The following is a 5,139-nucleotide window of genomic DNA, read 5'->3' as shown; positions in this document are numbered from 1 at the left end:
ATGACCGGGGTGGGAGCGGGGAGGCGGGATTCTTCCAATGCGCGCCGCCTGCCGGCGGACCCCCGGATCTCTTCGCCGTCAAGGGGGCGAGAGGACGGGTAAAGCCGGGGAGGGGCGTCCTCTGACGTCAGCGTCCGGTTCAGGCCTCTGGCGTCGCCGGCTTCCGGTTGTCGGGCATGATGTGGGATATGATGTTCAGCGCCGTTTTCGCCACATGTTTCTTCATGGCCTCGCTGGCACCATTGCCATCGTTCCTGAGGATGCAGTCGACGACTTCCTCATGCTCGTCGCGCGACTGCGCGACACGGTCTTCGGAGAACAGGAAGCGGGCATGGAACATGGAAAGCCGGTTGCGGACATCCAGCGTGATGTCTCGCAAGGCATCATTGTGGCATGCGTCATAGATCGCCCGGTGCAGGGCGTGATTGGCTTCCGCATAGGCGCTCATGTCATGCTGCCGGATCGCATCCTGCCCCTGGGCATGGAGCATGCGGATATGTTCGCGCTGCACCGCGTCCGCGCGTAGCGCGCAATATCTGGCGCAGAGCCCCTCGAGCTCGCCCAGGGCCTCATACAGGTTCCGGAGCGTTGTGGTGTCGACTGTCGCCACGGCGAAACCGCGTCGCGGCTGCTGCTCGATCAGCCGGGTCGAGGCGAGTTCGCGCAGGGCGTCGCGAATGGGGCTGCGCGAAACCTCGAAGCGGTCGGCGAGCGATTGCTCGTCCAGCCGGTCTCCCGGCATCAGCTCGCCCTTCAGGATTTCCTCCGACAGGACGTTGGCAATCTTCCGGCTCAGTGTGCTGCTCGCCATGGGGTTCCGCTCGTTACGACAGCGATCGATCGATTTCGATCACACAATCACGACCCGCGGGACAATAGCAACATGTCCCTTGCGTTTCCAGTGATAAATGTCGACATTAAGTGTGTTTTGTACGCAAAAATGAGGTTTGCGGATGATCGCTCTTCACCATGCTTGGGATTCCCTGCAGTCGTTCAAGGTGCGCATGTGCCTTGCCGAGATAGGTCTCCCGTGGGACGGCCATGCTCTCAGCCTGACCGATTTCGACCATCTCAAGTCGGCGTATATTGCCATCAATCCGGACGGGCTCGTGCCGGCGCTCGAGACCGAAGAGGGCGTCCTCACTGAATCGTCGATCATCAATGCCTATCTCGACGAGGTTTTCAATTCCTCCCGGCTGCAGCCGGGGAGCGCGTTCCTCCGGGCCCGGATGCGGTGGTGGTGTCATCATGAGGACACGGTCGTTCATCCGGCGATCAGGCCGCCGACTTTCAACCTCTACATCAAACCCTTGCTGTCGGCCCTGTCGAGAAGCGCAATGGAAGAGAGGGTTTCCCGACACCCGCAGCCGGAGCGGGCGGCGGCCTACAGGGCCGCGGTCGCGGCACCTTTCGACGCGGCAGCCGTCATCGCGGCCATCCGCAGCCTCGATCGCACGATGTCCCGCATCGACGAGGAAGTGGCCGGAACGGGCTGGCTCGCCGGGGACGCGTTCACGCTTGCCGACATCGCCATGGCCTCGATGGTCGAGCGATTGCAGATGCTGTCGCTCGAAGGGCTCTGGGATCGGCACCCTCGTGCCCGGGACTGGTCGCGCCGGATGGCGGAGAGGCCGTCATTCGCTCTCGCGAGAGGGGGCGAGGCGGCCGGCAGGTTGTCGCCTGGCGATCGCGCGCTTGCGCGGGAGCTTGTGGTTCAGGCTCTCGCTGCCTGAATTTGGAATACAAAAAAAAGATATTGCATACAAAAATTAGATTATGTACACATTGGATAGATAGAAACGGAGTGAGGAGAATTTCCATGCCTGCCATCGCCTTCGGCACTTATGCATCGGACGGACGGGAGGCTCCGGCCGTGATTTGCGAAGGAGCGGTCTACGATGCCGGGGCGTTGCGGGAAGCGGGGCTTCATGTCCCGCAGGGAAACTGGTCAAACGGCGAGGCGGCGCAGTTCCTCGAGAACCTCTGCGCTGACCACAGCGACTGGGTGGCGATCGCGGGTGGCATCCGCGCGGCGGCGGCCGCCGGCAAGGTGCGTGCCGTTGCCGGCGATGCACGGCTTTGCGCGCCGTTCCGTCCGGGCCGGATCTTCTGCGCCGCCTCGAATTTCGTCGATCATGCGGACGAGATGGGAACGGTGCTGGCCGCCAAGGCGGAGAGCAAGCCCTACATGTTCCTCAAGCTCGAGGACTGCGTCATCGGCTCCGGCGAACCGGTCAGGATGCCCGCGGAGACCAGTCAGCTTGACTGGGAGGTTGAGCTGGCCGCCGTCATCGGCAAGCGCGCGCGTCATGTTTCCGTTGCCGACGCGCTCAGCCATGTTGCCGCCTACACGGTCGTCAATGATGTCACCGCCCGGGACATGAATGTGCGCGGCGACTATCCGTTCAAGTTCGACTGGTTCCAGGGCAAGTGCCATGACAGCTTCGCGCCCTTCGGGCCGTGGATGGTGCCCGCTTCGCAGATACCGGATCCGCAAAAGGTCCACCTGAGCCTGTCGGTCAACGGCCGGATGATGCAGGAAGGCACCGCCGAGGAGATGATCTGGAAGGTCAACGAACAGATCGCCTATCTCTCGACGATCGTGACGCTGAAGCCCGGTGACGTGATCGCGACAGGCACGCCGACCGGCGTCGGCATGGGGCGTGGCATTTTTCTCAAGCGCGGCGACGTCATGACGGCAGCGATTGCCGAAATCGGGGAGATCACCAATCCGGTGGAGTGAACCTGCCGGGCAAAACGACAATCTAGGGAGGGTTGATCATGCAGAACAGAAAGCGCGCGTTGCGTATCACAGCGGCTGCCGTTGCAATGGCGGCATTCATGGCAAGGCCTGCGGAGGCTGGTGAGGAGATCAGCTTCAACATGGCCTGGTTGCCGCAAGGCAGTGTCGCCGGGCCGATCATCGCGAAGGCGAAGGGCTGGTTCGAGGAGGCCGGGCTCGACGTTACCCTGTCGCGCGGATATGGCGGCTCGCGGACGGCCAACGAGGTCGATCAGGGCATGTTCACGGTCGGCTATGTCGACCCGATCAATGTTGCGCTCAACCGGCAGAACGGCGGCAGTCTGCGCATGATCGGCGTGATCAACGGGGTCTGGCCCGCAGGCGTGTGCTACGTGAAGAACGGGGATGAAGAGCGGCGGGAGATCGACGACATCCTTGGTTTGAAGATGGGCGGCGGCGCGGCGTCCCCGGTTCACAACATCCTTCCGGCATGGCTGGAAATGAACGGGCGCGAGCGGGACGGGATTTCGCTCCTGCGGCTCGACCCGGCCGTCGTCGATGCCTCGCTTCTGGAGGGCAGGATCGACCTCGCCGAATGCTGGCGCGCCTCCAATCGCGCGGTGCTGCAGAAGATTGCCCGCAACGCCGGAAAGCAGGTCGGCTGGATCGAATATTCGGACCATGGCCTCGACGCCTATGGCAGCGGCTTCGTTGCCACCGAGGCGAGCGTCGCCGAAAAGCCCGAGGCCCTGCGCGCCTTCCTGGAGGCATCCTATCGCGGCTATGCCTTCGCCATGGAGGAGCCGGAAGCGGCACGCGACATTCTTGTCGGGGCCTATCCGAGCCTTGATCCCGAGATCACGCTTCAGCAGGTCCAGGAACTCGCCTCGCTGTTGGCGCCTTCAGGGGAAATCGAGGCGACGTTCGATGACGGCCGTATCGAGGCGACGCACGCTTTGCTGGTCAAGGCGTTCGACCTGAAGCCGGATGTGGTCAAGCCGGATCAGCTCTTCACCAACGCATTGGCTGACTAAGATGGCGGCCGGCCCCGCCGTTCGCGGCGGGCCGGCACCTTTCAAGCCTGGGAGATCGAGATGGCAAAACCGCAACCCCGCAAGATGGGGCACCTCGTGCTGCATGTGCGCGATATCCGCAAGTCCTTCGAATTCTACACCGAGGTGGTCGGTCTGACCCTTTCCGACTGGATCGAGGACAAGCTGGTTTTCCTGCGTTGCGGCGCGGATCACCACGATCTCGCTCTGGTGCAGATTCCCCCCGATGCCGAGAACCGCGAAGATCTCTATCGCGTCAACCGGCCGGGCCTCGAGCATTTCGCCTACGAATTGGGTTCTCTGGAGGAGATCGAGGCGGCCGCGCGCCATATCCAGTCAATGGGCGTCAAGATCGAACGCGGCATCGGCAAGCACGGCCCGGGCGAGAACCTGTTCCTCGTCTTCAAGGACCCCGACAACAACAATGTCGAGTTCTATGCCGACATGGTCCAGGTGACCGAGGAGGCTCCCTACGATCCGAGCGTCTGGAAAGACGACGTGACCGCTTTCGATCAGTGGAAGTTCGAGAAGTTCCTGGTCGAGCCGCCCAAGGGCTGGGGGGAGAACTGATGCGGTGCGCTTTGGTGGAGTTTCCCGCATGAGCGAGCTGTTCTCGAAGCTGCGGCTCCCGGAGATCGTGTTCTTCGGCCTCCTCGCGCTGTTGTGGGAGATGGCGCCCGGCTGGTTCGGCATCAGGCCCTATCTGCTTCCCCCGCTCTCGTCGGTCCTGGCGGCGTTGTGGACCAACGCGGGCGAGCTCTACCGTCACAGCCTGGTCACCTTGAACGAAGTGGTTGTCGGCTATGTATGGGCCGTTGTTGGAGGGCTCGCGCTTGGCCTGGCCATTCATGCCGTGCCGCTTGCACGCCGCACCGTCTACCCGCTGATCATCCTCTTCCAGGGCCTTCCGAAAGTGGCGCTGGCGCCGTTGATGGTGATTTGGTTCGGCTATGGCCTGACCTCGAAGGTGTTGATGGCGTTCCTCTTCGCCTTCTTCCCGATGGTCATCGGCATGCTCGGCGGACTGGAAAGCGTGCCTTCGCATCTGCGGGAGCACTTTGACGCGATCGGTGCGTCGCGCTGGACACGGTTCTGGCGACTGCAGATGCCGGCGGCCCTGCCCTCGATCGTCGATGCCTGCAAGACCGCCATGCCGCTTGCCGTGATCGGCGCGATCGTTGGCGAATTCGTCGGTGCGGAAGGGGGGCTTGGCTACGTCATCCTCTCGGCCAACGCCTCCGCGCGCTCTGATCTTCTGTTCGCCGCGCTGGTGGTGATCTCAATCCTTTCGACGCTGCTCTACCTCATGGTCGAACTCCTGGGGCGCAGGGTCTGGTGGCGCGG

6 protein-coding genes are annotated in these 5,139 nt (G+C 62.9%); 5 read left to right on the top strand and 1 reads right to left on the bottom strand.

The window, feature by feature from the left end; all coding sequences use genetic code 11:
- Window positions 1–139: 139 nt before the first annotated feature.
- Entirely contained in the window at window positions 140–811 is a 672-nt protein-coding gene (locus RBB46_RS23195; protein ID WP_306031446.1) for a GntR family transcriptional regulator, read from the bottom strand.
- Between the two features lie 142 nt (window positions 812–953).
- On the opposite strand from RBB46_RS23195, the gene RBB46_RS23190 reads away from it, so the two are divergent.
- The 5 genes from RBB46_RS23190 to RBB46_RS23170 all read left to right on the top strand — a co-directional run.
- Window positions 954–1,733 carry a glutathione S-transferase family protein gene (locus RBB46_RS23190; protein WP_306031445.1) on the top strand — a complete coding sequence of 260 codons (780 nt, stop codon included), beginning with the start codon at window positions 954–956 and terminating at the stop codon, window positions 1,731–1,733.
- Between the two features lie 86 nt (window positions 1,734–1,819).
- Window positions 1,820–2,743 carry a fumarylacetoacetate hydrolase family protein gene (locus tag RBB46_RS23185; RefSeq protein ID WP_306031444.1) on the top strand — a complete coding sequence of 308 codons (924 nt, stop codon included), beginning with the start codon at window positions 1,820–1,822 and terminating at the stop codon, window positions 2,741–2,743.
- Between the two features lie 38 nt (window positions 2,744–2,781).
- Window positions 2,782–3,777: an ABC transporter substrate-binding protein gene (locus RBB46_RS23180; RefSeq protein WP_306031443.1), complete on the top strand. Its 996-nt coding sequence runs from the start codon at window positions 2,782–2,784 to the stop codon at window positions 3,775–3,777.
- A gap of 60 nt (window positions 3,778–3,837) precedes the next feature.
- Window positions 3,838–4,365 (top strand): VOC family protein, encoded by a 528-nt coding sequence (locus RBB46_RS23175; RefSeq protein WP_306031442.1) that lies wholly within the window; start codon window positions 3,838–3,840, stop codon window positions 4,363–4,365.
- 28 nt (window positions 4,366–4,393) lie between these two features.
- Window positions 4,394–5,139, top strand: a 746-nt coding sequence (locus tag RBB46_RS23170; protein ID WP_306031441.1) for an ABC transporter permease, incomplete at its 3' end; no start/stop codon positions are given.

The sequence above is a fragment of the Stappia sp. MMSF_3263 genome, assembly GCF_030733745.1.
Lineage (GTDB): Bacteria > Pseudomonadota > Alphaproteobacteria > Rhizobiales > Stappiaceae > Stappia.
The sequence above is the reverse complement of the archived record's forward strand: the minus strand, read 5'-3'. Positions and strand labels throughout refer to the sequence as shown.

Coding starts and splice junctions, on each gene's coding strand:
- RBB46_RS23195 (WP_306031446.1), bottom strand. CDS start 811: ATGGCGAGCAGCACACTGAGCCGGAAGATTGCCAACGTCCTGTCGGAG.
- RBB46_RS23190 (WP_306031445.1), top strand. CDS start 954: ATGATCGCTCTTCACCATGCTTGGGATTCCCTGCAGTCGTTCAAGGTG.
- RBB46_RS23185 (WP_306031444.1), top strand. CDS start 1,820: ATGCCTGCCATCGCCTTCGGCACTTATGCATCGGACGGACGGGAGGCT.
- RBB46_RS23180 (WP_306031443.1), top strand. CDS start 2,782: ATGCAGAACAGAAAGCGCGCGTTGCGTATCACAGCGGCTGCCGTTGCA.
- RBB46_RS23175 (WP_306031442.1), top strand. CDS start 3,838: ATGGCAAAACCGCAACCCCGCAAGATGGGGCACCTCGTGCTGCATGTG.